Annotated in this window: 23 protein-coding genes; 22 read left to right on the plus strand and 1 reads right to left on the minus strand. The window is 41.5% G+C overall.

Going from position 1 to position 25,774, the window contains the following annotated elements:
- The first annotated feature begins 161 nt into the window (after positions 1 to 161).
- The 21 genes from galF to wzzB all read left to right on the plus strand — a co-directional run bounded on the left by galF (position 162) and on the right by wzzB (position 22,652).
- A complete protein-coding gene (gene galF, locus AAH446_RS10175) occupies positions 162 to 1,058 on the plus strand; it encodes a UTP--glucose-1-phosphate uridylyltransferase GalF (RefSeq protein WP_342906594.1) in 897 nt (298 codons plus the stop codon).
- Between the two features lie 51 nt (positions 1,059 to 1,109).
- Positions 1,110 to 2,123 carry a UDP-glucose 4-epimerase GalE gene (gene galE / locus AAH446_RS10180; protein WP_342906595.1) on the plus strand — a complete coding sequence of 338 codons (1,014 nt, stop codon included), beginning with the start codon at positions 1,110 to 1,112 and terminating at the stop codon, positions 2,121 to 2,123.
- A gap of 509 nt (positions 2,124 to 2,632) precedes the next feature.
- Positions 2,633 to 3,820 (plus strand): UDP-N-acetylglucosamine 4,6-dehydratase, encoded by a 1,188-nt coding sequence (locus tag AAH446_RS10185; RefSeq protein WP_342906596.1) that lies wholly within the window; start codon positions 2,633 to 2,635, stop codon positions 3,818 to 3,820.
- A 7-nt stretch (positions 3,821 to 3,827) separates the two neighbouring features.
- Positions 3,828 to 4,982 carry a LegC family aminotransferase gene (locus AAH446_RS10190; protein WP_342906597.1) on the plus strand — a complete coding sequence of 385 codons (1,155 nt, stop codon included), beginning with the start codon at positions 3,828 to 3,830 and terminating at the stop codon, positions 4,980 to 4,982.
- Entirely contained in the window at positions 4,982 to 6,133 is a 1,152-nt protein-coding gene (gene neuC, locus AAH446_RS10195; protein ID WP_342906598.1) for a UDP-N-acetylglucosamine 2-epimerase, read from the plus strand. The genes AAH446_RS10190 and neuC overlap by 1 nt, the downstream gene beginning before the upstream one ends.
- A gap of 16 nt (positions 6,134 to 6,149) precedes the next feature.
- The gene (neuB, locus tag AAH446_RS10200) at positions 6,150 to 7,229 is read left to right on the plus strand and encodes an N-acetylneuraminate synthase (RefSeq protein WP_342906599.1); all 1,080 of its coding nucleotides are present in this window, start codon (positions 6,150 to 6,152) and stop codon (positions 7,227 to 7,229) included.
- Positions 7,222 to 7,872, plus strand: coding sequence for an acetyltransferase (locus AAH446_RS10205; protein ID WP_342906600.1), 651 nt, complete (start codon positions 7,222 to 7,224; stop codon positions 7,870 to 7,872). The genes neuB and AAH446_RS10205 overlap by 8 nt, the downstream gene beginning before the upstream one ends.
- Complete coding sequence (locus AAH446_RS10210; RefSeq protein WP_342906601.1) at positions 7,859 to 8,926, plus strand: nucleotidyltransferase family protein; 1,068 nt, start codon at positions 7,859 to 7,861, stop codon at positions 8,924 to 8,926. The genes AAH446_RS10205 and AAH446_RS10210 overlap by 14 nt, the downstream gene beginning before the upstream one ends.
- Positions 8,919 to 9,872, plus strand: coding sequence for a Gfo/Idh/MocA family protein (locus tag AAH446_RS10215; RefSeq protein ID WP_342906602.1), 954 nt, complete (start codon positions 8,919 to 8,921; stop codon positions 9,870 to 9,872). Before AAH446_RS10210 ends, AAH446_RS10215 begins: the two co-directional genes overlap by 8 nt.
- 1 nt (position 9,873) lies before the next feature.
- Positions 9,874 to 10,578, plus strand: a complete 705-nt coding sequence (locus AAH446_RS10220; RefSeq protein WP_342906603.1) for an acylneuraminate cytidylyltransferase family protein — start codon at positions 9,874 to 9,876, stop codon at positions 10,576 to 10,578.
- On the plus strand, positions 10,565 to 11,323 hold the full coding sequence (locus tag AAH446_RS10225) for an oxidoreductase (RefSeq protein ID WP_342906604.1): 759 nt from the start codon (positions 10,565 to 10,567) through the stop codon (positions 11,321 to 11,323). Before AAH446_RS10220 ends, AAH446_RS10225 begins: the two co-directional genes overlap by 14 nt.
- 199 nt (positions 11,324 to 11,522) lie before the next feature.
- Complete coding sequence (locus AAH446_RS10230) at positions 11,523 to 12,668, plus strand: LTA synthase family protein (protein WP_342906605.1); 1,146 nt, start codon at positions 11,523 to 11,525, stop codon at positions 12,666 to 12,668.
- A complete protein-coding gene (locus tag AAH446_RS10235; RefSeq protein ID WP_342906606.1) occupies positions 12,665 to 13,741 on the plus strand; it encodes a hypothetical protein in 1,077 nt (358 codons plus the stop codon). Before AAH446_RS10230 ends, AAH446_RS10235 begins: the two co-directional genes overlap by 4 nt.
- Positions 13,742 to 13,743: 2 nt before the next feature.
- Positions 13,744 to 15,015: an oligosaccharide flippase family protein gene (locus AAH446_RS10240; RefSeq protein ID WP_342906607.1), complete on the plus strand. Its 1,272-nt coding sequence runs from the start codon at positions 13,744 to 13,746 to the stop codon at positions 15,013 to 15,015.
- Positions 15,016 to 15,043: 28 nt separating this feature from the next.
- On the plus strand, positions 15,044 to 16,078 hold the full coding sequence (gene fnlA, locus AAH446_RS10245; protein WP_342906608.1) for a UDP-N-acetylglucosamine 4,6-dehydratase/5-epimerase: 1,035 nt from the start codon (positions 15,044 to 15,046) through the stop codon (positions 16,076 to 16,078).
- A 1-nt stretch (position 16,079) separates the two neighbouring features.
- Positions 16,080 to 17,186 carry a UDP-2-acetamido-2,6-beta-L-arabino-hexul-4-ose reductase gene (gene wbjC, locus AAH446_RS10250; RefSeq protein WP_342906609.1) on the plus strand — a complete coding sequence of 369 codons (1,107 nt, stop codon included), beginning with the start codon at positions 16,080 to 16,082 and terminating at the stop codon, positions 17,184 to 17,186.
- The gene (gene wecB, locus AAH446_RS10255) at positions 17,183 to 18,313 is read left to right on the plus strand and encodes a non-hydrolyzing UDP-N-acetylglucosamine 2-epimerase (protein WP_342906610.1); all 1,131 of its coding nucleotides are present in this window, start codon (positions 17,183 to 17,185) and stop codon (positions 18,311 to 18,313) included. The genes wbjC and wecB overlap by 4 nt, the downstream gene beginning before the upstream one ends.
- Complete coding sequence (locus AAH446_RS10260; RefSeq protein WP_342906611.1) at positions 18,313 to 19,527, plus strand: glycosyltransferase family 4 protein; 1,215 nt, start codon at positions 18,313 to 18,315, stop codon at positions 19,525 to 19,527. Before wecB ends, AAH446_RS10260 begins: the two co-directional genes overlap by 1 nt.
- Positions 19,514 to 19,927 carry a WbuC family cupin fold metalloprotein gene (locus AAH446_RS10265; protein WP_342906612.1) on the plus strand — a complete coding sequence of 138 codons (414 nt, stop codon included), beginning with the start codon at positions 19,514 to 19,516 and terminating at the stop codon, positions 19,925 to 19,927. The genes AAH446_RS10260 and AAH446_RS10265 overlap by 14 nt, the downstream gene beginning before the upstream one ends.
- A gap of 170 nt (positions 19,928 to 20,097) precedes the next feature.
- Positions 20,098 to 21,504 (plus strand): NADP-dependent phosphogluconate dehydrogenase, encoded by a 1,407-nt coding sequence (gene gndA, locus AAH446_RS10270; protein ID WP_342906613.1) that lies wholly within the window; start codon positions 20,098 to 20,100, stop codon positions 21,502 to 21,504.
- 137 nt (positions 21,505 to 21,641) lie between these two features.
- The gene (gene wzzB, locus AAH446_RS10275; RefSeq protein ID WP_342906614.1) at positions 21,642 to 22,652 is read left to right on the plus strand and encodes an LPS O-antigen chain length determinant protein WzzB; all 1,011 of its coding nucleotides are present in this window, start codon (positions 21,642 to 21,644) and stop codon (positions 22,650 to 22,652) included.
- 429 nt (positions 22,653 to 23,081) lie between these two features.
- Here wzzB and AAH446_RS10280 read toward each other — a convergent pair whose 3' ends face one another.
- Complete coding sequence (locus AAH446_RS10280; RefSeq protein ID WP_342906615.1) at positions 23,082 to 24,212, minus strand: acyltransferase family protein; 1,131 nt, start codon at positions 24,210 to 24,212, stop codon at positions 23,082 to 23,084.
- A gap of 754 nt (positions 24,213 to 24,966) precedes the next feature.
- On the opposite strand from AAH446_RS10280, the gene AAH446_RS10285 reads away from it, so the two are divergent.
- The gene (locus AAH446_RS10285) at positions 24,967 to 25,671 is read left to right on the plus strand and encodes an SGNH/GDSL hydrolase family protein (protein WP_342906616.1); all 705 of its coding nucleotides are present in this window, start codon (positions 24,967 to 24,969) and stop codon (positions 25,669 to 25,671) included.
- Positions 25,672 to 25,774: the final 103 nt, after the last annotated feature.

Raw genomic sequence — 25,774 nt, forward strand, 5'->3', positions numbered from 1 at the left:
AATATTAATCCCGGCGTGCCGTTTTAAGACTATATGACAGGTGCCATAGCGCGGAATTAAGGGCCATCAACGGCGGATTTTCAGATTAAGATTATACTTGCTAATCATTTCTTTAATGCATAATCGTTGAACGCTTTTTACTTCATTTAGATGGAAAAAATATGACCAAGCTTAAAGCAGTTATCCCCGTTGCGGGTCTGGGTATGCACATGCTCCCTGCTACAAAAGCCATTCCTAAAGAGATGCTGCCTGTCGTGGATAAGCCGATGATTCAGTACATCATCGACGAGTGCGTGGCGGCAGGTATCAAGGAAATCGTCCTGGTCACCCATGCTTCCAAAAACGCCGTTGAAAACCACTTCGATACCTCGTATGAACTGGAAGCGCTGCTGGAAGCACGCGTTAAACGCTCACTGCTAAGTGAAGTTCAGTCAATTTGTCCGCCGGGCGTGACCATTATGAACGTTCGCCAGCCGCAGCCGCTGGGCCTGGCTGACTCGATTCTCTGTGCACGCCCGATGCTGCACGATGAAGCCTTTGTCGTCCTGTTGCCGGATGTGCTGCTGGATGATTCAACCGCCGATCCTCTGCGCTATAACCTTGCCGCTATGGTGGCCCGCTTCGAAGAAACCAGCCGCAGCCAGGTACTTGTTCACCATATGCCAGAGGCCGATCTGAGTGAATACTCGGTGATCAAAACCCGTGAAGTGATGGATAATCCAGGGCAGATCAGTGAGATCGTCGACTTCGTGGAAAAACCTGAAAATCCACAGACGCTTGATTCTGACCTCGCTGCCGTGGGACGCTATGTGCTCTCTGCGGATATCTGGACAGAGCTGGAAAATCTGGAGCCGGGCGCATGGGGCCGCTATCAGTTGACCGATGCAATCGCGAGCCTGGCGAAGAAACAGCCGGTCGATGCGCATCAGCTCTCCGGCACCAGCTTTGACTGTGGTCGCAAGCTGGGATATATGAAAGCGTTTGTTTCCTGGGGACTGCGTAACAATGCCCAGGGCCGGGAATTCCGCGACGCGATCAAAACTATCCTGGCAAAATAATCTGTCATTCGATCATGGCCGCGCCACTGTGCGCGGTTGCAAGGAGTCAACATGGCTATTTTAGTTACGGGCGGAGCGGGCTACATCGGTTCTCACACGGTGCTGACGCTGCTTGAGCGCGGCGACGACGTAGTGGTACTGGATAACCTGAGTAACGCTTCGCGGGAATCCCTCAGCCGGGTAGAGAAACTGACAGGCAAAACGGCTACCTTCTGTGAAGGCGACATCCTGGATCGTGCCTGCCTGCGCGATCTTTTCACCCAGCATGATATTTCAGCGGTCATTCACTTCGCCGGCCTGAAAGCGGTAGGGGAGTCGACCCGTATACCACTGGCTTACTATCAGAATAACGTTACCGGTACGCTGGTGCTGCTGGAAGAAATGCGTGCCGCTGGCGTCAATCAGTTTATCTTTAGTTCATCCGCGACGGTGTATGGTGCTGATGCGCCAGTACCTTATGTGGAAACCACGCCCATCGGCGGAACGACCAGCCCTTACGGCACCTCGAAACTGATGGTTGAATTTATTCTGCGTGATTACGCGAAAGCGAACCCGGAGTTTAAGGCTATCGCGCTGCGCTACTTTAACCCCGTTGGCGCGCATGAATCAGGTGATATTGGTGAAGATCCTAACGGTATCCCTAATAACCTGCTGCCTTACATTGCGCAGGTTGCGATTGGCCGTCTGGAGAAGCTCGGCATCTTTGGCGGTGATTATCCAACCAAAGATGGCACGGGCGAGCGTGACTATATCCACGTCATGGATCTGGCTGAAGGACATCTCAAAGCGCTGGATCACATTGACGCCATCACCGGCTATAAAGCCTATAACCTGGGGGCGGGCGTAGGCTATTCCGTGCTGGAGATGGTGAAGGCGTTTGAGAGGGCAGCGGGTAAAGAAATTCCTTACCAGATCTCTCCGCGCCGCGACGGCGACCTCGCTGCGTTCTGGGCCGATGCGTCACTGGCCGATAAAGAACTGGACTGGCGCGTCTCTCGCGGCATTGATGAGATGATGCGGGATACCTGGAACTGGCAGAGTAAGAACCCGAACGGGTATCGTTAACGCTCCTGTTTTACTATCAAACTCCCTCATGGGAGTTTTTTAGTTTTGGGGGGTGTATGAAAGATAAGCGGCATTTAGTACTGGATAAAATAATTGCATTTAAAGTGTTGTTTTGACGGTAGGGAAGCATGAGAAACGGTACGAACTTTGCTATCATTTCCTGGCGTTAAAAGCATACCTTAAGGTATACAGCATCACTAAAAAAGCAGGAGATGTTATCCCCGTGACTGGTAACGATAGCCAGGGGCGGTAGCGTGGGCATTAACCAATGCAGATGCAATAAAATCATTACTATTCAAGTGATTATAATCGAGATTATTAACCTGTAACCTGCCTGTTCATCGTAGATTAACAACAGTCTCATGTAGGTGTTGAGTCCTGAACAGCTAATGCCAGACTTTTCACGCTGAGGCGCAATGCCTGATATCAGGCGCTAAACTGCTCAGAAAAAAAGGTCTGATTGTATAGTCGATCAGTCCATTATCAGATTTGTTAAGGTGATCATTATTATGGATATGTTATCTTTGATTGGCCGTTCAGAGGAACTCTTTACGTCTGATATTGCTCAACATGAAGAACAACTAAAAGCAATCGTTGAGCGCTCCCGGTTTCTGGTTTTAGGCGGTGCAGGTTCTATCGGACAGGCAGTCACAAAAGAAATATTTAAACGTAATCCTGAAAAACTTCATGTTGTTGATATCAGCGAAAATAACATGGTAGAACTTGTGCGTGATATACGAAGTTCATTAGGTTATATCAGTGGTGAATTCAAGACATTTGCACTAGATATTGGTAGTGTGGAATACGATGCCTTTATTAACTCTGATGGTAAATATGATTACGTACTGAACTTGTCTGCTCTTAAGCATGTTCGTAGTGAAAAAGATCCATTTACATTGATGCGTATGATTGATGTGAATATATTTAACACTGATAAAACCATTGAACAGTCTGTTGCTAATGGCGTTAAAAAATATTTCTGTGTCTCGACTGATAAAGCTGCTAATCCTGTTAACATGATGGGAGCATCCAAGCGCATTATGGAAATGTTTTTAATGCGTAGAAGTTCATCTATAGATATCTCAACCGCCAGGTTCGCAAACGTCGCTTTCTCAGATGGTTCCCTGTTACACGGTTTCAATCAACGCATTGCAAAAATGCAGCCTATTGTAGCTCCCAATGATATCAAGCGTTATTTTGTCGTGCCTAAAGAGTCAGGCGAACTCTGCCTTATGTCATGCCTGCTGGGAGATAACCGCGATATTTTCTTCCCAAAACTTAGTGAGAGTTTGCATTTAATCACTTTCGCAGAAGTAGCTGAAAAATTTTTGCTACAAAAAGGATTTGAGCCCTATCTTTGCCAGTCAGAAGAAGAAGCGCGTGAGTTAATTAAAACATTGCCTGCTGAGAAAAAATGGCCTTGTCTCTTCACGGGTAGCGACACGACAGGGGAAAAGGATTTTGAAGAGTTTTTTACAAGTGAAGAAACGCTGGACCTTGAGCGATTTGAAAACCTCGGCATCATCAAGAATGAGCTTATCTATGACAAAGAGCTGGTTGAGCATTTTGAATCCAGAATAAGTGAGCTCAAAAATCAAAAAAGCTGGGTGAAAAAAGATATCGTAGAACTTTTCTTTAAAATGCTGCCTGGCTTTGCTCATAAAGAAACTGGTAAGTATCTTGATGGTAAAATGTGAGCCTATAATGAATACACAACTTGTGAAATTTGTCAGAGAAATATATTCAACAAATGAATTTATTCCTCTCCATGCGCCAACATTTAATGGTCACGAAAAAGAATATGTCCTTGAAACAATAGAAAGCACATTTGTTTCAAGTGTTGGTAAGTTTGTAGACAGATTCGAAGATGAGATCAAATCTTATACAGGTACGGTAAAGGCAGTGGCCACCGTTAATGGAACTGCAGCACTCCATACTGCACTTTATATGGCAGGTGTAAGAGCGGGTGATATCGTTATTACCCAGGCATTGACCTTTGTTGCAACTTGTAATGCCCTTTTCCATATCGGAGCGGAGCCCGTATTTGTTGATGTATCCAAAGTCAGTTTAGGGCTTTGTCCACAAGCGCTGGCGTTATGGCTTGAGAATAATGCTATGGTCGATGACCATGGCGTTTGCCGTGAGCGTAGCAATGGCAAAATCATCCGTGCTGTTGTGCCCATGCATACTTTTGGTCATCCGGTAGAGTTAGATGAAATCAATGCGGTATGTAATAAATGGCATATCACGCTTGTTGAAGATGCAGCAGAGAGCCTGGGGTCCTGGTATAAAGGAAAACATACAGGCACACTTAGCCGTTTTGCTGCATTAAGTTTCAATGGTAATAAAGTTATTACTACTGGCGGTGGCGGTATGGTTCTCTGCGCTACTGAAGAGGATGGCAAGCGTACGAAGCATGTTACCACGACGGCAAAAGTGCCCCATCCTTTTGAATTCTTCCATGATGAACCGGGCTTCAATTTTCGAATGCCAAATCTCAATGCTGCGCTGGGATGCGCGCAGATGGAAAGTCTGCCTGCATTTTTGAGGCAAAAACGGGCCATCGCCAGCCTTTATTGCGATTTCTTTAGCGGATCGGATTTCCAGTTTGTCACTGAACCCGCTTATGCGCACTCAAATTATTGGCTCAATGCTATCATCTGTCCCGATGTACAGACTCGAGATAATTTACTGAAAGAAACAAATGAGCAGGGTGTTATGACACGCCCAATCTGGAAATTGATGCATCGGTTGCCGATGTTTGCGCAAGCTCGTCGGGGGGATTTGAGTAACTCTGAATGGATTGAAGCACACCTGATCAATCTTCCCAGTACGCCTGTTATGCCAGGTCAGGCATAATGAAAACGATTGCAATTTTTACAGGTACCCGAGCAGAATATGGTCTTCTTCAGCCATTAATTTCAGCAATCAAGCGGGACGAGACGCTAGTGCTGAAACTTATCGTAACAGGTATGCATCTGTCTCCTGAGTTTGGACAAACATGGCATCAAATTGAAGAGGATGGTTTTGAGATTGATGAAAAGATCGAGATCCTCCTTTCTTCCGATACCGCCGTTGGCACAGCAAAAAGTATGGGACTCGGCATACTGGGTTTTGCTGATGCATTAGTCAGAATTAAAGCAGACTGTATAGTCATACTGGGTGACCGATTCGAGGCGCTGGCGATGGCGCAGACTGCAATGATAATGCGCTTACCCGTTGTCCATATACACGGCGGAGAGATTACGGAAGGCGCATATGATGATGCGATCCGGCATGCAATAACGAAGCTTAGCCACCTCCACTTTGCATCTACCGAAGAACACCGTAAAAGAATTATTCAGATGGGTGAGCAGCCTGATACTGTATTTAACGTCGGCGCTATTGGCCTTGATCATATAAAAACCACTCAATTGATGAGCCGTGAAGACTTATCTGAGTCACTAGAATTCAAGTTGGATGACCCGTTTTTTGTTGTTACGTATCACCCTGTAACCCTTGCTGAAGAAGATGCGGTAGAAACGTTTAAGGCAATGACAGAAGCAATAGACTTGCATAGAAACTACAAAGTTATTGTCACCTGGCCCAATGCTGATGATGGTGGACGTAAAATTATTCCACTGATTGAACAGTGGGCTGCCAGGGATCCTGAAAGGATCAAAGCAGTGCCTTCACTGGGATATAAACGCTATTTGAGTGCCATTAAATATTCGTCAGCTGTAATTGGTAATTCATCAAGTGGGATAATCGAGGTTCCCTCGCTGAATGTAGCTACGGTTAATATTGGTAGCAGACAAAAAGGAAGAGCTGCCGCAGCGTCAGTTATACATTGTGAACCAAACCGACTACAAATTTCTTCTGCAATCAGCGATGCGCTTATAGTTACGGAGAATTTTGAAAATAGCGGCATTATAAATCCTTACGGTGATGGTGCAACAACGGGGAGGATTATGAAGAAGTTAAAAACGTTTAACCCCGGTACAACTAAAAAATTCAATGACATCACCTGAGTTAAAGGAAGGTAGAATGAAAAAAACTTATATCATCGCTGAAGCCGGCGTAAATCATAATGGAAATGAGGATTTGGCATTTCGATTAGTGGATGCGGCAGTTGCAGCAGGCGCTGACGTAGTGAAGTTCCAAACGTTTAAAGCGAAGAATTTAGTTACTGCTTCGGCCAGACAGGCGAATTATCAAATACAGAATACGCAAAAAATTGAATCGCAGTTAGAAATGCTAACACGTTTAGAACTGAGTTATGAGGTGCATCATAAGCTGATTGCATATTGTGAACAAAAAGGGATTGAATTCCTGTCAACTGCCTTTGACCATGAAAGTCTTCACTTTCTTGTAGATGATCTTGGCTTAAAAAAACTCAAAATACCTTCGGGTGAAATAACGAATGCTCCTTTAGTTCTGGCTCATGCCCGAACAGGTGCTGACTTGATAGTCTCGACTGGCATGGCGAATCTGGCAGAGATAGAAGCGGCATTAAGCGTTATTGCCTTTGGTTATACTGCTCCTGCCGATCAGGAACCCTCTACCGCTGCGTTTGAAAAGGCTTACTTTTCGGTTTCGGGAAGAGAAGCGATCAAAAATAAAGTGACATTACTGCATTGCACAACCGAATACCCTGCGCCTTTTGATGAAATAAATCTCAAGGTTATGGATACACTCGCATCAGCTTTTGAATTGCCGGTAGGTTACTCCGATCATACTGAAGGGCTTTCAGTTTCGATAGCTGCAGTAGCGAGGGGAGCGGTGCTGATTGAAAAGCATTTTACGCTGGATAAGGAAATGGAAGGCCCCGATCATAAGGCTTCATTAAATCCAGATGAACTATCAGCTATGGTCAAAGCAATACGTGAAGTTGAAAGTGCGATCGGCTCTGGACGTAAAGGACCATCACATTCTGAAATCGAAAATAAAAATGTTGCAAGAAAAAGTCTGGTTGCCGCAATTTCAATCAAGAAAGGAGAGATTTTTGATGACAATAATCTTGAGGTAAAGCGGCCCGGCACTGGAATATCACCTGCTATGTACTGGTCTCTCAAAGGTAAGATAGCGACTAAAGATTACGGTATCGGAGAGTTGATAGTTGAATAAAAAAATAGTTATCATCGGTGGTGGTGGACATGCTTCGGTATTAGCTGAAATACTTTCCCGGTCAGGAATGAAAGTTTTTGCTGTCGTTTCTCCAGAGCCACCGGAGAAAACTATTTTATTTAATGGCGCAGAATATTGGCATAGCGATGATATTATTTACACTCTCTCTCCGGATAAATATATTCTGGTCAATGGCATAGGTTCGATGCCAGGGAATACGCTCCGTACCAGGATAGCGGAAAATGCCCGTCAAAATGGACTGCAATTCATGACTATCGTTTCTCCCGACGCCTATGTTTCGCCAGCATCTAAGCTTGCTGAAGGCGTACAAGTTATGCCACGTGCGGTGATACAACCTGGATGCACAATTGATAGAGACGTAATCGTTAATACTGGATCGATTGTTGAACATGATTGTCAGATTGGAGCTTCAGTACATTTAGCTCCTGGCTCAGTGTTAAGCGGAGGAGTCAGGATTGGCTCTGAAGTGCATATTGGAACCAATGCTACAGTGATACAAGGCATAACAATTGGTCAAAATTCCATAATAGGTGCTGGTGTAGTCGTAAATAAGATGGTTGATGCCTGTTCTATTCTATACCCCGCAAGGCCTCACATACGGAGCTTAAATGATGTCAAGTAATTGGGAAAAAATCCTTTTAGGTCCACAAGAAACTATCCGCCAGGCACTTAAAATCATCGACGAGCAGGCGTCACGGATAGTTTTGATTGTTGACGATGCTAGTCGGCTTTTAGGCACCGTGACCGACGGGGATATCAGAAGGGGCTTATTAAATAATATATCTATGGATGCCAGCGTAGATAGTATTATGAATAAAAATCCAATTACTTCTGAACCTGGTATATCTGTTAAAATACATAAAAAAATAATGACAGATCATAGAATATTATCACTCCCCTTAGTTGAGGCAGGGATTGTCAAAGGCCTTAGGGATCTCTACGATAGTCGTGATGTTATTTCTCATGATAATCCTGTTTTTCTTATGGCCGGAGGCTTTGGCACCCGACTCCGACCACTGACTGATAATTGCCCTAAACCTCTGCTTAAGGTCGGTAATAAACCTATCTTAGAAATAACCCTTACTGAGTTTGTCAGTTATGGTTTTAAAAATTTTTATATTTCAACTCATTATATGCCTGAAAAAATCATGGAGCATTTTGGCGATGGATCGAAGTGGGGTATAAATATTCATTATGTTTATGAAGAAAGCCCACTCGGAACTGGAGGGGCCTTGGGATTATTGCCCGATGATATCAATAGATTGCCTTTAATCATGATGAATGGCGATGTATTGACTAATATTGATTTTGATAAGTTGTTGGATTTTCATAATAATTCAAATGCTGATGCTACTATGTGTGTGCGCGAATATGAATATCAAATTCCTTATGGCGTAATTTATGGCGAAAAAAGCAAAATTATTCGTATGGAAGAAAAACCTGTACAGAGATTTCACGTAAACGCAGGTATTTACGTATTAAATAGCAGTATTGTTACAAGTGTTAAGAAAAATAGTAGAATAGATATGCCCACGCTTTTAGAAAACAAGATAGCAGAAGAGGGCAGCGTCATGATGTTTCCCATCCATGAATACTGGCTTGATATTGGCAGAATGGATGATTATAACAGAGCACAAAATGACATATGCAATCTGGAACTGAACTTTCATGAATAAATTAGTTCTTATCGGTTTGGGCAGCATCGGTAAAAAACATATATATAATATAAAAAAGATTTACCCTGAATGTACCATAGCCGTGCTGAGCCCCTCCGGAAAAATATATGAAAAATCTGATGATTATATCTCACTAGATAGCCTGCAATCAGCTCTTGAGTTCAGGCCAGAGGCAGCTATCGTAGCATCCCCAGCGCCATTTCATGCTGAACATATAGCCTTCTTTCAAAGAAATAACGTCCCTGTGCTGTCAGAAAAGCCCCTGGCGGCAAGCGCGATTGAATTAATTCGCCATCAGGTTAATTCAGATAAAATTGCAGTCGCCTACTGCCTTCGTTATTTACCAGCTACAAAAATCGTCAAAGAGATTTTGGATGAAATGCTTTTAGGCGACATCTATAATGTTGTTGCAAGTGTAGGCCAGTATTTACCCGACTGGAGAAAAGATAAGGATTATAAAAGCTCTGTATCAGCTAGCAGTAAACTTGGTGGCGGGGCGGTTCTTGAGTTAAGTCATGAAATTGATTTGATAAATTATTTGTTTGGCGATTTGGAGGTTATGTCTGCTTTCCTGAGGAAGGATGTTGAGTTAGGATTAGACGTTGAAGAGATTGCCGATATTGTGTTACTCAGCAATAAAAAGATTTATTGTACAATTCACTTAGACTTCATCCAAAAAGTACCATCCAGATTTATTAGTATAATTGGCAGGCAAGGAAGGGTTGACTGGGATATCATTAAAAATAGTGTGCTATTATATAACGCATCTGGTAAGACGGTGCTATATAAAGACACAGATTTTGATAAAAACATTATGTACATTGATATGCTACAGGATTTTATAAAACTTATAAAATGTGAAAGTAATAGTTGTGTATCCTTTCAGCAGGGAATGCAGGTGATGTCTGTTATTGATGCTATCAAAAGTAAAGCTATCTGGGGATAATATGCAGCAGTATGCCTTTATATTCGCACGCGGTGGTTCTAAAGGATTGCCGGGGAAAAACGTCAAATATTTGAGTGGTAAACCTCTTATCGCCTGGTCCATCATAATTGCTCAAAACGTTTCGTCGGTGGATGAGGTTTTTGTATCCACCGATGACAATGAGATTGCCCGAGTAGCGAATGAATATGGAGCTACCGTCATTAATCGTCCTGCTGAGTTAGCTTCGGATACAAGTCCGGAATGGTTATCATGGCGTCATGCTATTGAGTGGGTGCAAAAGGAAAGAGGAGAGTTTGATATCTTTATCAGCTTGCCTGCAACCAGCCCGCTGAGGATTGTTGATGATGTAAACAGGGCATTAAAAACGTTTGTTGAAAGAGATGCCGATCTCTGTATAGGTATCACTCCTGCAAATCGCAGCCCTTACTTCAATATGGTGGTGCAGGATAGCCAAAAGCAATTAAGATTAGCAATAAAACCTGTGGGGCAGGTAACAAGACGTCAGGACGCGCCAGCGGTATACGATATTACAACCGTTGTTTATATTTCTAAGCCAGATTTCATCCTCAAAAGTAACGGTATTTTTGACGGGAAAGTCGTTGGCGTGGAAATACCAAAAGAAAGAGCAGTTGATATTGATGATGAAACTGATTTCCTTTTGGCCGAAGTAATAATGGAAAGAAGGACGCATAGTGAAGAAGAATAAAACATACCTTGTTGCTGGCTGTTCTGGGCTTTTAGGCGCGACAGTTACCAAATCCCTGCTCGAAGAAGGTACTGATGTTATCGCTATGGATATTAATCCAAAAAAACATGCGGATCAATTTCAAGCCCTTGCGAAACTCAATTCCTGTAACATTAAGTTAATTGATGCTGATATCACCAATGAAAAAAATGTTATAATGCTGTTTGATAGTCTTGGTCATATTGATGGCGCAGTCAATTGTACTTATCCAAGAAATAAGGAATACGGGAAACATTTTTTTGATGTTACGCTAAACAGTTTTAATGAAAACTTGTCATTGCATCTCGGTTCTTCCTTTCTTTTTACCCAACAGGCTGCAAAGTATTTTAAACGTCATGGTACACCGTTTTCATTAGTAAATATTTCTTCAGTTTATGGCGTTATTCCACCCAAATTTGATATTTATAATGATACTATAATGACAATGCCAGTTGAATATGCTGCTATAAAGTCAGCGCTTTTGCATTTGAATAAGTATGTTGTCAAATATGTTAAGGATAGTAAATTCAGAATAAACAGTGTTAGCCCAGGCGGCATATTTGACCACCAACCGGATGCCTTTCTCGGTGCTTACAAAAGCAATACTAATGGAACCGGCATGTTGGACGTTAAGGACATGCTTGGAGCGGTGAAGTTTTTGCTCTCAGATGAAGCAAAATATATTACAGGCCAAAATATAATTGTTGATGATGGTTTCAGCTTATAAAAAAATACGAAAATAAAGTTAGCAGTGGTCTTTTAGCGTGAAACCATCGATACGATCGCATTATCCTGCGTAGAGCGAGCAGGAGAGGGGGGCCAATTATGATTGCTATGATATGTGGTAAAAATATATAGTAGTTTAGCGATTCCGGAAAAACTGTGATTTTGCATTATTATGCATTAACTTATATATGGCTTAAGATATGATGAGTAGCAAGTTAGAGAAATATAACATGGTATTGGTTATGCTATTTTTTTGCCATGGGTTTCTGTATTTTTATTCTGGTGATATATACAATCCAGACAATCCTGTAAAGTTATTAAAATATTTCTTAATTATTGCTATTTTTATTTTTTCTTTTAAGTTTATAGAACTGAAGCCTGATAATATTTTTATCTTATCAACCTTTTTATTATATTTAATTTTTACTGCCTTATATTATATACTTAATAATACGCAAATTTTTTCAGTCATAACTTTTTTAATTCCTGTTCTTTTTTTCTTATTGCCGGGTGCATTTAAGTATGAAAATCTCTTGAGGTTGATGAGGTTTATTATATATTTGGCTACTTTATTTTCAGTGTTAGAAATTTTATTCTTTGATGAAATAAGTGAGCGATTTAATAGTACAGGTTTCAGAAGTATATCAATATTTGTCAACCCAAATAATTTTGCTGTTGTCATCTGCCTTGCACTTTCATTGCTAACAGGTTCTAAAAATAGCATTTATACTAAGTCCAGATTGTGGGTTTGGATTTGTAGTTCAGTTTCAGTCATTTTAAGTGGTTCGATGACGGGCGTAGTCATTATTTTATTTCTTTTTGCCTTAAATATAATTGATCTGGTTAGTCTAAAGGTTAAAGCTACTAAATATTATCGTTTCATTGCGCTTTCTATTATAGGGTTAGTTTCTATAATAACTATGGTTTACCTTGTAGATATGGATAAGTATCTTAGAAGTGCTGATTCAGTGGGAATGGATAATGTGACTGCTAGATTCGATTATCTTACTCGCTTCATCACTAACGTTGCAGACAATATATTCTATCCTCTAATTGCACATCCTGACCTTTATGCAGATAATGCCTTCGTATATACGTGGATAAATCTTGGTTTTTTTGGGTTTGTTTTATATATTTCTTTTTCTTTATTATTGATATATCTGAGTATTTTCAATAATAGTAAAAAGGCTTTCACCCAGTTTATGCTGTGTATATTTCTTGCTTCTGTAACTACAAATATCTTAAATATTTGGCCTGTAGCTTATCTCTATTGGCTGGTTGCTGGCTTTATCTGTAACAAAAAAAGTAATGAAAGATCTTCTGATAAGGTTCAGTTAGAATCATGAATAATGAAATGAAAAATTTTGATATCGTGCGAAAAGCGATTGAAAACGAAATTGCTATTGATGAATTCCTTGTCTCCAAGTTTAAGTACAAGAAAAAAGGTGCTGCTGTTTTCAAGGTTGCTCGATTCAAAAACAAGATTCCAAACTACTTTAATTATCTTTGTCTGCCCTTACTTATGTTTTATTTTATATATGTAATTTTCATTTCTATACGTGCACGGGATCAATGTTGTTTTGTTAATTCAAGAAAAATATTTCTTTCATTTACATCGCACCCTAAAATAAAATCTTTATGGAGAAAATATGAGGGTGAAGTTTCTTATACGTTATGTGTAGAGAATCGGATACTTAACTTTTTAAACCATCTTTCTTATAAAGATGTAATGAAGGGGTATATTAAATCTATATGGTTTTCCTTGAAATTAGCAATTCATTTGAAACCTATTTATTATCTTCATCTCACCTCTGTCCTGGAGCTGGTTCTCTTCAGTAATTATCTAAAAAAAATAAATTCTGCAGGTGTCAATAAATTAATACTCACCAATCATTATGATAGATGGATTACCATATGTTCACTGTCAGATTTATTTGATATAGAATTAATTCAGCATGGGCTTTTAGACCCCAGCTATTGCGTAAAAAATAAAATAACTAATGTTAAGAAACTGACTTGCTTTAATAATCAGCAACAAAATATTTTTGATAATAATATTTTTTTAAGTAAAGTTGAAATCGTTAAACATGCCACTTTAGATATAATTGTCATAGAGAATGATAAATGCGATGTGCTAATTATTAGTAATCCTTTTTATGTGAAGGAGGAGTTGGTGTTTTATCATACACTAATAGAATCAGGACTGAAGACATTGTTTAGACCTCATCCACTTTATCTTAACGATAAGCTATTATCGCAAGTGAGATTGACCGATTTATGTTTAGATGAGCGTTTTCCTGATGCCAACTTGTGCCTTTGTCGTGATTCAACGCTGGGACTCGAATATGAAAGCGCGGGATATCAAGTATTTTGGTGGGATGACTCAACCAATACAGATAAAATAATAAAAATGGTTTAATAATGCGTAATTTCCTGCTTTATGGACTTGCTACTGGATTTAACCGTTTAAGTGCCTTTGTGATAATCCCGTTATTATCCCCATTATTAAGCGTTGATGATTTTGGTGATTTTACCCTTTACGTGATAATCGTTCAGTTTCTTATTCCATTATTAAGTTTAAATATATCATCAATCATTGCACGTGAAACTACAGATAACTGGCGGGCAACCCTAAGTTTTGTCTCTGTCTTTAATAAAGTAACGTTAGTATTCATCATGCTTTTAGCGATATTTATCCTGATTGAAAGGAATATCACATTAGAAGTGATTTTGTATGCGATACTTGAAGCCGTATTTCTGGTAAATACAACGCTTATAAGGTTCAAAAGTAAAGTTGAATATTTTTTCTATACTTCGCTTGCAAAAGTTTGCCTTTTGGCGGCATTTATTGGTATAACCTGGTATGTCGAGAAATCTTTTCTGGGTAACTTACATTACTTGTTAATTATTTTCGCATTAGCGAATTTAGTTGTCGCCATTCCTTTTTTTAAGATTATTTTCCACACTTTTTTGCCATTAATTAAATGCATAAATTATTTATCTTCAAAAAAAACACTGCTTATTTTTTCTATAAGTTTAATGCCCCATATCGTGGCGCAGTGGATCACTTCAGGCTCTGATAGATTTATTGTAAAAGCGTTTACAGGAAACGTAGAGCTAGGAATATATTCCTTTGCATATTCGGTTGCTGCTGTATTTATGCTGGTAAACAGCTCATTAGCCTTGGGTATGCCGCAATTATGCGTCAATAAGCATGATTTATATTCGAGTAAAAGATTTTACAAAAAATATTTTACTGCGGTCTCACTTCTTTGGTTAGTGTTTGTTTCTTTCGTTGCTATAGCTTCCCCTTATTTTCCTGAGAGGTATTTATTTAAAGAATCAATGCCTGTTTTTCTACTGATCGCTGTTGGGATGTATTTCCTGTCATTTTATTATTATTATGCGGCCTTTATATTTTATGAAAGAAAAGCAAAGGAATTATCCGTAATTACTATTAAGATTGCAATTATCAACGTTGCGATTACTGTAGTATTAACGTTTTGGCTAGGTATTGCAGGAGCAGCCGCAAGTACGGCCCTATCATATTTGCTTTATGCATACTTGTCTTACAGAGAAGCAAGGAAAAGTAAAGCTGTTAAAAATTTAATTTTACCCCTTATATTTTCTATTTCAACTACGATAGCAGTAATTTTCTACGCAAATTTTAGCTATTTGCACCTCCTGAACTGATGATATTTATTATTGGGATTAATATATTATGTTTGAAAGTAAAACTTTACTTATTACTGGCGGTACGGGATCTTTTGGAAATGCTGTGCTCAACCGTTTTCTTAAAACTGATATTAAAGAAATTCGTATATTTTCACGTGATGAAAAAAAACAAGATGATATGCGAAAGAAATATAATGATCCTAAGTTAAAGTTTTATATAGGCGATGTTCGTGATTATGCAAGTATTCTGAATGCTTCTCGTGGGGTAGATTATATTTACCATGCTGCTGCATTAAAGCAGGTGCCATCTTGTGAATTTCATCCTATGGAAGCAGTCAAAACGAATGTTATCGGTACGGAAAATGTTCTCGAAGCTGCAATTGCTAATCAAGTTAAAAGGGTTGTTTGTCTTAGTACTGATAAAGCCGTGTATCCTATTAATGCAATGGGTATATCTAAGGCGATGATGGAAAAAGTCATGGTGGCCAAATCCCGCAATATTGATAGTTCTAAAACCGTAATTTGCGGGACTCGCTATGGAAATGTTATGGCTTCGCGTGGCTCGGTCATACCTCTATTTGTTGACTTAATTCGTTCCGGTCAACCTATTACTATCACCGATCCAAATATGACTCGCTTTATGATGACACTCGAAGATGCAGTAGATCTTGTTCTATATGCATTTGAGCATGGAAATAACGGTGATATTTTTGTTCAAAAAGCCCCAGCTGCTACTATTGAGACACTGACAGTTGCTTTAAAAGAGTTGTTAGAGGCACAACAACATCCTGTTAATATCATCGGTACGCGTCATGGTGAAAAGCTTTATGAAGCGTTATTAAGTCGTGAAGAGATGATTGCTGCTATAGATATGGGGGATTACTATCGGATTCCGCCTGATTTACGTGATCTTAATTATGGAAAATATGTTGAGCAGGGTGATAAACGAATCTCTGAAGTTACCGACTATAATTCTCATAATACTCACCGATTGGATGTTGAAGGAATGAAAGCTTTGTTGCTAAAGCTACCTTTTATCCATGCTTTACAGGCCGGAGAAGATTACGAATTGGATGCATAATATGAATATTTTAGTTACAGGTGCGGATGGTTTCCTTGGTAAAAATCTTTGTTTAAGACTTGTTGAAGCCGGTTTTAATAAAATCATCAAAATTACGCGGGCTACATCCGAGGAGCAACTTATTGATGGACTGGTTCAGGCAGATTTTGTTTTTCATCTGGCTGGAATTAATCGTCCAGAAAACGATAGTGAATTCGAAACAGGCAATAGTGAATTTACTAAAAAAATCGTTAATGTTTTAGCTACTACGGATAAAAAACCCCCTGTTATGCTAAGTTCTTCAACGCAGGCAGTATGCGAAAACACTTACGGTCATAGCAAAGCGCTGGCGGAGAAGTGGATTACTGATTATGGTAAAATCAGTAAAGCCCGCTATTATATCTATCGGTTACCTAATGTTTTTGGGAAATGGTGTAAACCTGGATATAACTCTTTCGTTGCTACATTTTGTCATAATCTTGCTAATGATAAAGAGATCTCCATCCATAATCCTGATGCCGAAGTCACGATGATTTATATCGATGATTTTTGCAGTGAGATGATAACTCTTGTGCGCGATGAAAGAGAAAGCGGCTTCCGTCAGATATCTCCTATATATGCTGTAACCGTTGGTTATGTAGCCAATATGCTTAATTCTTTTAAGAAAAGCAGAGATACATTAATAACGGAGGAGGTAGGTCAAGGTTTCGTTCGTGCGCTTTACTCTACCTGGCTAAGTTACTTAAATCCGGAAAGTTTTAGTTATAAAGTGCCAGCTTATAGTGATGAAAGGGGCGTTTTTTGTGAAATGCTTAAAACACCAAGCGCGGGCCAATTTTCTTTTTTCTCGGCGCATCCCGGCATTACGCGTGGTGGCCATTACCACCATACAAAAAATGAAAAATTTCTTGTTATCAAAGGCCAAGCCCGTTTCAAATTCGAGCATGTTATCACCGGCGAGAAGTATGAACTTGTCACTTCCTCTGATAGTTTTGAGATAGTTGAAACGGCTCCCGGCTGGTCTCACGATATCACTAATATCGGTGATGATGAGTTGCTAGTAATGCTGTGGGCTAATGAAATATTCGATCGTGAAGTGCCTGATACTATAGCGAGAGCTTTATCATGAAAAAACTAAAAGTAGTCTCTGTCGTTGGTACCCGTCCTGAAATCATTCGTCTCTCTCGTGTTTTGGCAAAGCTTGATCTTTACTGCGACCATATCATTGTCCATACAGGGCAAAACTACGACTATGAGTTGAATGAAGTGTTTTTTAACGATCTTGGGGTTAGAAAACCGGATTATTTCCTCAACGCTGCTGGTAAAAGCGCTGCGGAAACTATTGGACAGGTAATCATCAAAGTCGATGAAGTATTAGCTTTAATAAAACCTGAAGCGATGCTTGTACTTGGTGATACTAACTCTTGTATTTCAGCATTGCCGGCTAAGCGACGTAAAATCCCGATTTTCCATATGGAGGCAGGAAATCGTTGCTTTGATCAGCGCGTTCCTGAGGAAACCAATCGACGTATTGTTGATCACACTGCGGATGTGAATCTTACCTATAGCGATATAGCACGTGATTATCTTCTTACTGAGGGATTACCAGCTGACCGTATTATCAAAACTGGTAGCCCTATGTACGAAGTGTTAACGCATTATATGCCCCAAATCGATGCTTCTGACGTACTGGCAAGATTAAATCTGACTGCAGAAAAGTTTTTCGTAGTAAGTGCTCATCGGGAGGAAAATGTTGATTCGCCTAAAAATTTAGCAAAACTTGCTGACATCCTCAACACTATCGCTGAACGCTACAATTTACCTGTCATAGTTTCAACGCATCCGCGTACACGGCATCGTATTGAAGAAAATGGCATTACCTTCCATACCAATATTCACCTGTTAAAACCCCTTGGCTTCCACGACTATAACCATTTGCAAAAAAATGCCATGGCAGTGCTGTCAGACAGCGGCACAATTACCGAAGAATCATCTATTATGAATTTCCCGGCACTGAATATTCGTGAAGCTCATGAGCGCCCTGAAGGTTTCGAGGAAGCTTCGGTAATGATGGTAGGATTAGAAACCAATAGGGTTTTGCAAGCGCTGGAGATCCTCGCTTCGCAGCCTCGTGGAGAGGAGCGTCTCTTACGTCAGGTATACGATTACAGTATGCCGAATGTATCTGACAAGGTGGTCAGAATCATTCATTCTTATACTGATTATATTAAACGGGTTGTCTGGAAAGAGTACTAATGAATCTGGTTTTAATCATTGATGATTATTTACCCCATAGTACGCGCGTTGGGGCTAAAATGTTTCACGAACTTGCTGTTGAACTTAGTCACAGGGGGCATCGTATTACTGTCATTACGCCTGATTTTAATCAGAAAACTGCACTGACAGTTGATGAAGTTGATGGCATCACGGTCTGGCGCTTCAAAAGTGGTCCGATTAAAGATGTTGGAAAGATCCGTCGCGCTGGCAATGAAACTTTTTTATCCTTCAAAGCCTGGGGTGCAACAAAACATCTGATTAAACCGGATACTTTTGACAGTGCTATATATTATTCTCCATCAATTTTTTGGGGGGGGCTTGTTCAACGTATAAAAAAACGCTGTCGCTGTCCGGCATATTTAGTACTACGCGATCTTTTTCCTCAATGGGTAATTGATGCAGGTATGCTGAAAGCAGGCTCTTTGGTGGAGAAGTATTTCCGTCATTTCGAACATTATTCATATCGCCAGGCGGATTTTATTGGTCTGATGTCTGAAAAAAACCTGCAGATTTTTTCAGAGGTAAATAATAATTACTCATGTGAAGTATTGCGTAATTGGGCAGATTTACAGCCTGTCAAGGAAGCACATTCTGATTACATTCCCGTCCGGCAACGTTTAGGTTTGCAAAGTAAAGTCATATTTTTTTATGGCGGAAACATTGGCCATGCGCAGGATATGGCTAACCTGATGCGTCTGGTTCGGGGAATGCGGGATGAGAAAAACGCACATTTTCTTTTTGTCGGGCAAGGTGATGAAGTTGAACTAATTAATAATTTAGCCACAGAATGGCACCTTGAAAACTTCAGCTATTTGTCATCTGTCAATCAGAAGGAATTTAAGCATCTCCTTGCTGAGATTGATATTGGTCTTTTTTCCCTTTCATCTCAGCATACTGCGCATAACTTTCCTGGTAAATTGCTGGGATATATGGTCGAGTCACTACCTGTACTCGGCAGCGTTAACCGCGGAAATGATTTACAAGATATCATCACTGACAATAATGCCGGATTTATCCATATCAACGGTGAAGATGAAAAACTCCTTACTTCCGCAAAGAAACTTTACCATAGTACTGAATTACGTAACGAAATGGGGGGCTGCGCTTATAATTTGCTTTGTAAGGAGTTTTCCGTCACCGCAGCTGCACAGCTAATCGAAATGAAAATCAAGGGTAATAATGCATCTGTTTGATGAAACAATAATAAATGATTTATACCACGAAGCTGAGTCTTCTGAACGCAAGCGCTCACACCTTCTGTTGCATAAATCTCATCAGGAAAAAGTACAGCGTTTGATTATTGCTTTTGTCAAAGGGAGTTTTGTTGACCCACATTATCATGAGCTGCCAGGCCAGTGGGAAATGTTTATCGTTGTCCAGGGGGTTTTAAGAATAAAACTCTATGATGATAAAGGCAATATCATTAAGTCTTTTGAAGTCGGTCAATCATTACCTGTTTCTATCGTTGAATTCCAACCCGGTGATATACATAGTGTTGAATGCGTTTCCGAACGGGCATTAATGATGGAAGTTAAAGAGGGGCCATTTGACCCTCATTATGCCAAGGCTTTTCCACACTGGTTGTCCGTTTGATATGTTCAAGCAATCAGAACGATTGCTTTAAATTTTCTTCTGTTTAGCATTTGAACAGTTATACATTAATCAGCATCAAACGCTATTATCGGGCGCTAGTATTGAGTTAATATCAATCATACTTTGCGCTGCTGTTAAGTCGCAGTGAACACACCTCACAGGAGAATGTAATGTCCAAGCAACAGATCGGCGTTGTAGGTATGGCTGTAATGGGCCGTAATCTGGCGCTCAATATTGAGAGCCGCGGCTATTCAGTATCTATCTTTAACCGCTCGCGTGAGAAAACGGATGAAGTCGTTGCAGAGAATCCGGGTAAAAAACTGGTTCCTCATTACAGCATCGAAGAGTTTGTGGATTCGCTTGAGAAACCTCGTCGCATCCTGCTGATGGTGCAGGCTGGTGAAGCGACAGACAAAACTATTGCTTCGTTGACTCCACACCTTGATAAAGGCGATATCCTGATTGATGGTGGTAACACCTTCTATAAAGATACTATCCGTCGTAACCGAGAGCTGTCAGAACAGGGCTTCAACTTTATCGGCACTGGTGTATCCGGTGGCGAAGAGGGTGCACTGAAAGGCCCTTCAATCATGCCTGGTGGCCAGAAAGAAGCTTACGAGCTGGTTGCGCCGATCCTTAATGAGATCGCCGCCCGTGCAGAAGGTGAAGCTTGCGTAGCTTATATGGGACCAGATGGTGCAGGTCACTACGTTAAGATGGTGCACAATGGTATTGAGTACGGCGACATGCAGCTAATTGCTGAAGCCTACTCTTTGCTGAAAAATGCCCTCAACCTGAGTAACGAAGAGCTGGCTAAGACCTTTAGCGAATGGAACGAAGGTGAGCTGAGCAGCTATCTGATCGACATCACCAAAGACATCTTCACGAAAAAAGATGAAGACGGTAACTATCTGGTCGATGTGATCCTGGATGAAGCGGCCAATAAAGGCACGGGTAAGTGGACCAGCCAGAGCTCCCTGGATCTCGGTGAGCCGCTGTCACTGATCACTGAATCTGTGTTTGCCCGTTATCTTTCCTCATTAAAAACTCAGCGTGTTGCTGCATCCAAGGTACTGAGCGGCCCGCAGGTTAAAACCATCAGCGGTGAGAAAGACGAATTTGTTGAGAAAGTGCGTCGCGCGCTTTACCTCGGTAAAATCGTTTCTTATGCTCAGGGCTTCTCTCAGCTGAAAGCGGCATCTACTGAGAACAACTGGGATCTGCACTACGGTGAGATTGCTAAAATCTTCCGTGCTGGCTGCATCATTCGCGCTCAGTTCCTGCAGAAGATCACTGATGCCTATGCTGATGATGCAAACATCGCTAACCTGCTGCTGGCACCTTACTTTAAAAACATTGCTGATGAATATCAGCAGGCGCTGCGTGACGTTGTGGCTTATGCAGTACAAAATGGTATCCCAACGCCAACTTTTTCTGCAGCTATCGCATACTACGACAGCTACCGTTCAGCAGTACTGCCAGCGAACTTGATTCAGGCTCAGCGCGACTACTTCGGTGCGCATACCTATAAGCGTACGGATAAAGAAGGTGTTTTCCACACGGAATGGCTGGATTAATCCTGGTTTGCTTAAAAAACCTCCCTTTGGGAGGTTTTTTATTGGATTGAGATAACGCAATATGCATCTTTTTGTTATTGTTTTCCCAGTCGTTTATCATTCCACTTTTTAATTATTAAGTTGGGTATACCAGAAACATGACTCAAGAAAATAAGACAAACACGGACCAGTCTTTACTTCGTCAGACTTTTTTTAACAATGATGATGAGCTTGACCTGCTTGATGTGGTGGCTCAATTGTGGAAAGGCAAAAAAACGGTTGTAGCGACGATCATTATTTTCGTTTTACTGGCAGTAGCTTACCTGTTCATCGCTAAAGAAAAATGGACGTCACAAACGATTGTCACACAGCCCAGCGCAGGGCAGGTAGCCAACTATAACGCCGCGCTTAACGTGCTTTATTCACAGTATCCGCAGGATAAACCTGGTCTGGCTGAACTACAGGACCAGCTTTTTGGGCGTTTTAGCTCATCCCTTTATGCGCTTTCAGACTCACTACAGAATCTGCAGGATCCGCTGGATTTGAAAGTCACCCCCGTTACTGTTGGACAGACGGAACCGCTACGCGTGACGTTTAGTGCGCAAACCGCTAAAGAAGCGCAGGCGCAGGTAACGCACTTTATCGAGAAAATGAATGATGAGGTGGTTGACGATTATGGGGCGGACATTAAACGCAGCATGGAGGTTAAATCCAGGGAGCTTAGCGACTCGCTAAACTCACAGATGAAGGTTGCGCAGGATAAAAAAGAGCAGCGTATTGAGGCTCTGAAGCAGGCGCTTAAGGTTGCGGAAGCTTCTGGCATTGCCAATTCACAACTGACCCAGGCAGAGCACTTATCAGATGATACGCTTTACCTGTTGGGCGCCAAATCGTTGAATGCCGCAATAACCAATGAAGCGACTCGCCCCTTACCGCTGGACGAAAATTACTATGCAACGCAGCGAGCGTTACGCTCAATACAGGACCTGAGGATCCAGGTAGATAACCTACAATCCTTCCGCTATATCATGCAGCCGGATTTACCTTTACGTCGCGATAGCCCGAAACGCGGTCTGACGGTTATCTTTGCAGTATTACTTGGCGGGATTATTGGCTCAGCGATTGTATTGGGGCGTAATATAGCACGCAGATACCGTGAAAATCATTAAGCAACAAGCATTCAGAAACCCGGCAACAGCCGGGTTTTTTTGTGTTTGTTATTACTCATTCTGGCATGCTGTTTAGCTGTTCTTACCCGTTACCGACCGCTGCTTTTTAACTGTACGTGAATTCTATGCGAGAGGGCTTCTGGGCTGACGTCATAAATGCGCACGGTATAGCTATCTGGATTGCAAAAGAATGGTGGGGCAATCGTATTCATGAACATCTGGAGGAGTATGGGACCCTGCCAGCTTGCAGGATGAGTTATGCTCAGCAACAGTGATTTTTAAAGACAAAGGATAGTACGTTGTGTGCCTTTAAACTCAGCCATTATCACACTCCCCAGATTGAAGTTGTAAACATGCCTGAAATACCACAGGCCAAGCCTGAAAAAAAGCCTGCATCAGCAGGCTTTTTTATTTACAACGTCACGCCCATCACTCGGGTCGTAAGGGTGCGGTAGCAGGCTTCGCAGTAGCAGGTTTCAGACCAAATACCGTGGAGAGCACCTTACTACGCTTCACCACAAAGTAGAGCAGCAGGCTGCAGCTTAACCCAATCAGCGTTATCGTCGCTACGTAGCTGAGAGAATACGCTTTCCCCAGCCAGGCATCCGCGAACCAGGAGAAAAAGATCACCACGGGATAGTGCATGATATAGACCACCAGCGCGGAATCCACGACGAGCTTTACAGTTTTACTCTCTTTGATCGACATCTTCTCAAAGAAAAACACCAGCCAGAAAGAGAACAGCACGGAGAAGACGCTGGCAATCAGGGTCGGGATATATTTCATCATCCCTTCAATCTGGCGATCCAGGATCACATAGAAGGAGAGGTAGGTAAGCAGGCCGAAAGGAAGCAGTAGCCAGGATTTGAGTATAAAACTGGTTTTAATCCGCGGGATTTGATCTCTGTTGACGTACAGCGCATAACCCGCGACATAGTAGATAAAGAAGCGCGCCGTTACTGGCAGCAGAGCTACCAGTTCACCCATATCTTTCACCACGTACTTCACCGCAAAGAAGAAGTTACAGGCGATAATGATCGCCGCGACGATGACCGGAAGGGGTAACTTGCGAAATAGTACTGAGATCTTTTCACACCAGCTCACCGGCACGATTAGCGACATGATCGACAGCGACACCAGGAACCACAAATGGTGCAGATAACCCCAGGAGTGCAGCAATCCGGTGTTGGTAATCTGCTCACCGTCGATAAAGGAAGTGATGAGGTACATGACTGGTGGAATAAAGGCGAATGCACCCACCAACGGTAGCAGCACGCGCTTCTTCCTGTTGTCGATAAAGAAATCCTTTCCCTTACGCAGGATAACCATGGCTGAGAACATACCGGAGAGGAAGAAAAACGCCTCCATCCGGAAAGTATGGACAAATTCAATCAGCGATGAAAAAGCGATCGATTCATTTTTGTTGGCGATATAGTACCAGCTATTATTATTACCCGGCAGGCTTCTTGCGGCATGATAAAGCACCCCCTCAAGGATTAGTATGGCTCGTAGAAAGTCGAGACCTATATTTCTTCTGGCTAAAAAAGGTGAGGTTTCCATAGTATTGCCTTAAATAATGAAAGAGCAGTTTTTTGTTAATACTTGTGTCTGGTAACACATCATCGCTTTGCACAAAGCGCATCTGATACGCGAAACGCGCAAAGTATATTTTTTCTGCTAAGTGCCGGGGATCATACCACCCTTGTCAGCAAGGATTTACAATTAGGAATAAGATTCAGACAATACCCCAAGTTGTTACTTAACGATTATTTTTGTTATAAAAGGCGCTGTCGCATTCTGGCTTTTTGGTATAGGTCTTATTCTGAAATTACAAAAGTTATCTTTTGAATAACATAAATAGGGTGGATTTTTTTTCAGTTAGGTGTAAATAGTTAATAAAAACACTCTATTACAGCGATCTATAAAATTTAATTAGGGTGTAATAAGCGGCTTAAGTTATCGTTTGCAGAGCGCTGAGACCGGTAAGGCGCTCTAATGTTGCTATTATGTAACTTATATGTTTATTTTTTTAACGGAAAACTTTTCAGCGCATTCCTATCATTTTGGTTGCTAGCACAGCCTGCTTTACCCAGCGTTCTGATGTGGCAGGCACATCATCAGTTCCCTGAAAGTGTGCACTCCATAAATGAATCCAGGAATTTGATTATTTTACCCGGTAGAGCCATGTGTTACTGTTTTATTTTGGAATAGACAATGCTTTGTACTGGCGCTATTTCTAAAAAACGGCTTTAACTTCTATTATTATCAAAGGTCTTTTATGCGCGCATATATCATTTTTTTCTTAATCGCTCTCATGCCATTCGTGGCACAGTCGAAAAATAGTGATGATAAAGTGATTATCGAAGCTTATGGCGGTTCCAGCACTGCAGGCGTGGTAGCGGTCAGGAAGCCGGATGGCAGGCTGACCAATGTGATCGCCGGGCATAATGAAATGCATTTCCTCAGCGATTTTTTGCAGAAAAAATATGGTAAAGAGATAGAAGTCGTTAATAAAGGCAAGCCCTCCGCACAGGCAATCGAATTACTCTACGGGACCTACAGATATAAAAATAACGAAAGATGGGCCGATGAGATGAAAAAATCCACGGCAAAAATTATCATCCTGAATTTTGCTACCAATGATGCCCGCCATTTTCATTTTAAGGATGTTAAACCCAGCTACGTATTGAGTCCGGAGCAGTATGAGGATGTGATGAGCCGGCTGGTGACCATCGCGCGTAAAAACGGCAAAGAAGTGATACTGCAGGAGCCTCACCCGCTGTGTGGTAAAGCCGAAAGCTGGAACGTCTCACCTTTTAATGCCCGTCTGGACTCCCTGGCGAAAACGCTGTCAGTGCCGCTGGTTAAGCAATATCAGCGCATCCAGGCTATGCCTGACTGGCAGAAAAAGATGTCACCTGACTGTATCCATCCTTCCAGCGAGCTTTATAAGATTAAAGCGGAAGAGTCATATAAAGTGATTGACGAAAATTTTACTGCGCTGTTAGCGAAAAACTGAGCTTCAGCCAGGGACAGTGCTTAACATCCAGAGGGTAGGGAAAGGGCTGGTTTGCCGCGCAGGACAGCCTATGCGTCAGCCGCACCACGTTTTTTCCCAATAA

Source organism: Erwinia psychrophila (assembly GCF_039023475.1).
Taxonomy (GTDB): Bacteria; Pseudomonadota; Gammaproteobacteria; order Enterobacterales; family Enterobacteriaceae; genus Erwinia.

What these genes read in the sequence shown, in the direction of transcription:
- AAH446_RS10220 (WP_342906603.1), top strand. Translation starts at nt 9,874, where the DNA reads ATGCAGCAGTATGCCTTTATATTCGCACGCGGTGGTTCTAAAGGATTG.
- wbjC (WP_342906609.1), top strand. Translation starts at nt 16,080, where the DNA reads ATGAATATTTTAGTTACAGGTGCGGATGGTTTCCTTGGTAAAAATCTT.
- AAH446_RS10280 (WP_342906615.1), bottom strand. Translation starts at nt 24,212, where the DNA reads ATGGAAACCTCACCTTTTTTAGCCAGAAGAAATATAGGTCTCGACTTT.
- AAH446_RS10235 (WP_342906606.1), top strand. Translation starts at nt 12,665, where the DNA reads ATGAATAATGAAATGAAAAATTTTGATATCGTGCGAAAAGCGATTGAA.
- fnlA (WP_342906608.1), top strand. Translation starts at nt 15,044, where the DNA reads ATGTTTGAAAGTAAAACTTTACTTATTACTGGCGGTACGGGATCTTTT.
- AAH446_RS10215 (WP_342906602.1), top strand. Translation starts at nt 8,919, where the DNA reads ATGAATAAATTAGTTCTTATCGGTTTGGGCAGCATCGGTAAAAAACAT.
- galE (WP_342906595.1), top strand. Translation starts at nt 1,110, where the DNA reads ATGGCTATTTTAGTTACGGGCGGAGCGGGCTACATCGGTTCTCACACG.
- wecB (WP_342906610.1), top strand. Translation starts at nt 17,183, where the DNA reads ATGAAAAAACTAAAAGTAGTCTCTGTCGTTGGTACCCGTCCTGAAATC.
- AAH446_RS10210 (WP_342906601.1), top strand. Translation starts at nt 7,859, where the DNA reads ATGATGTCAAGTAATTGGGAAAAAATCCTTTTAGGTCCACAAGAAACT.
- wzzB (WP_342906614.1), top strand. Translation starts at nt 21,642, where the DNA reads ATGACTCAAGAAAATAAGACAAACACGGACCAGTCTTTACTTCGTCAG.
- AAH446_RS10190 (WP_342906597.1), top strand. Translation starts at nt 3,828, where the DNA reads ATGAATACACAACTTGTGAAATTTGTCAGAGAAATATATTCAACAAAT.
- galF (WP_342906594.1), top strand. Translation starts at nt 162, where the DNA reads ATGACCAAGCTTAAAGCAGTTATCCCCGTTGCGGGTCTGGGTATGCAC.
- gndA (WP_342906613.1), top strand. Translation starts at nt 20,098, where the DNA reads ATGTCCAAGCAACAGATCGGCGTTGTAGGTATGGCTGTAATGGGCCGT.
- AAH446_RS10260 (WP_342906611.1), top strand. Translation starts at nt 18,313, where the DNA reads ATGAATCTGGTTTTAATCATTGATGATTATTTACCCCATAGTACGCGC.
- AAH446_RS10230 (WP_342906605.1), top strand. Translation starts at nt 11,523, where the DNA reads ATGATGAGTAGCAAGTTAGAGAAATATAACATGGTATTGGTTATGCTA.
- AAH446_RS10240 (WP_342906607.1), top strand. Translation starts at nt 13,744, where the DNA reads ATGCGTAATTTCCTGCTTTATGGACTTGCTACTGGATTTAACCGTTTA.
- neuB (WP_342906599.1), top strand. Translation starts at nt 6,150, where the DNA reads ATGAAAAAAACTTATATCATCGCTGAAGCCGGCGTAAATCATAATGGA.
- AAH446_RS10285 (WP_342906616.1), top strand. Translation starts at nt 24,967, where the DNA reads ATGCCATTCGTGGCACAGTCGAAAAATAGTGATGATAAAGTGATTATC.
- AAH446_RS10185 (WP_342906596.1), top strand. Translation starts at nt 2,633, where the DNA reads ATGGATATGTTATCTTTGATTGGCCGTTCAGAGGAACTCTTTACGTCT.
- AAH446_RS10265 (WP_342906612.1), top strand. Translation starts at nt 19,514, where the DNA reads ATGCATCTGTTTGATGAAACAATAATAAATGATTTATACCACGAAGCT.
- neuC (WP_342906598.1), top strand. Translation starts at nt 4,982, where the DNA reads ATGAAAACGATTGCAATTTTTACAGGTACCCGAGCAGAATATGGTCTT.